Source organism: Streptomyces mayonensis (assembly GCF_018982965.1).
GTDB classification, from domain to species: Bacteria; Actinomycetota; Actinomycetes; order Streptomycetales; family Streptomycetaceae; genus Streptomyces; species Streptomyces mayonensis.
This window is the reverse complement of the sequence record NZ_JACBYP010000253.1, coordinates 1-1,801: the sequence shown is the minus strand read 5'-3', so window position 1 is coordinate 1,801 and position 1,801 is coordinate 1. Positions and strand designations below refer to the sequence as shown.

Here is a 1,801-nt window from a genome sequence, read left to right as displayed (position 1 = left end):
CCCCCCCCCCCCCCCCCCCCCCCCCCCCCCCCCCCCCCCCCCCCCCCCCCCCCCCCCCCCCCCCCCCCCCCCCGCGCGCGCGCCCCCCCCCCCCCCCCCCCCCCGCGGCTCACATCCGGCCACATCCGTCGAACGTCCGAAAGTCTCGGAGGACATGCGGTGAACGAACTGCCGCAGCAGCTGGTCAACGGCCTGCTACTGGGATCCATGTACGGGCTGGTCGCCATCGGCTACACAATGGTCTACGGCATTGTCCAGCTCATCAACTTCGCCCACGGCGAGATCTTCATGACCGGCGCCTTCGGCGCACTCACGGTCTACGTGTACATCCTGCCCGACGGCACCTCCATGCTGATCGCCCTGCCTCTCATGCTCATCGGCGCCATGATGGTCTCCGTCGCCGTCGCCGTCGGGGCGGAACGGTTCGCCTACCGGCCGCTGCGCGGCGCACCCCGCCTCGCCCCCCTCATCACCGCCATCGGCCTCTCCCTCGCCCTCCAACAAGCCGTATGGGCCTGGTACCCCCAAGCCAAGTCGGCACGGACCTTCCCCCAGATCGACGGAGGCCCCTTCCACATCGGCAGCGTCACCCTCCAGACCGGCGACATCTTCCTGTTCGTCGCCGCACCCCTGAGCATGGCCTTCCTCGGCTTCTTCGTCATGCGCACCCGCATCGGACGCGGCATGCAGGCCACCGCACAAGACCGCGACACCGCCAAACTGATGGGTGTCAACACCGACCGCATCATCGTCGTCGCCTTCGCACTCGGCGCCGTCTTCGCCGCCGTCGGAGCCGTGGCCAACGGCCTCAAATACGGCCAGATCGACTTCAAAATGGGCTTCATCCTCGGACTCAAAGCCTTCACCGCAGCCGTCCTCGGCGGCATCGGCAACATCTACGGCGCCATGATCGGCGGCATCACCCTCGGCGTCGCCGAAACCCTCGCCACCGCCTACATCGCCGACATCCCCGGCCTCGACAAGTTCGGCAGCCAGTCCTGGTCCGACGTCTGGGCCTTCATCCTCCTCATCCTCGTGCTGCTGTTCAGGCCACAAGGCCTGCTCGGCGAACGCGTTGCGGACAGGGCGTGACACCGATGACCACACAGACCACCACGCCCGACAACACCGGCGCCCCCACCACCAACCACACCACCGGCCTCATCGGCATACCCCCGCACACCGGCCGCGCCCTCGCCACCGGCGGCGGCATCCTCACCGTCGTCTCCACCTTCCTCGCCTGGACCTGGACCGCCGAATTCCCCGGCGACCTCACCGTCTACGGCTACCCCGGCGGCCTCCAGGTACTGGTACTCGTCGCCGGCGCCCTCACCACCCTCATCGGCCTCGCCTCCTACAACATCAAAGGCCTCCGCTGGCTCGTACCCGCCGGCGCCGACGCCGCCCTCAGACTCGCCGCCCTCGCCGCCTTCGCCACCGCCTGGTACACCGTCATCGCCATCAGCGCCAAACTCGGCGGCGTCGTCAACCTCGAACCCGGCGGCTACCTCACAGCAGCCGCCACACTCATCGCCCTGCTCGGCTCCCTCGCCCTACCCGTCCAACGCCCCGAACCCGACCCGTTCGACCCGGACGACACCGGCTGGGAACAGTTCAAACACACCAGCGCCCACAACTGGCAAGTCGTCAAAGCAGCCTTCGCCTCCAGCAGCGGGGGCGGGGGCGGGGGCGCGCGCGGGCGGGCGGGGGGGGGCGGGCCCCGGGGCCGGCGGGCCCGCCGCGGGCGCGCGCCGGGCCGCGCCGCCCGCGGGCGGCGGGGGGGGCGGCCGCCCCCCGGCCG

Annotated in this window: 1 protein-coding gene and 1 pseudogene; both read left to right on the top strand. The window is 71.2% G+C overall.

Annotation, left to right across the window (positions count from 1 at the left end; translation table 11 throughout):
* Window positions 1-159: 159 nt before the first annotated feature.
* The gene (locus HZS56_RS37680; protein ID WP_216725305.1) at window positions 160-1,092 is read left to right on the top strand and encodes a branched-chain amino acid ABC transporter permease; all 933 of its coding nucleotides are present in this window, start codon (window positions 160-162) and stop codon (window positions 1,090-1,092) included.
* A 5-nt stretch (window positions 1,093-1,097) separates the two neighbouring features.
* Window positions 1,098-1,801: pseudogene (locus HZS56_RS37675) on the top strand (hypothetical protein); the annotation flags it as partial.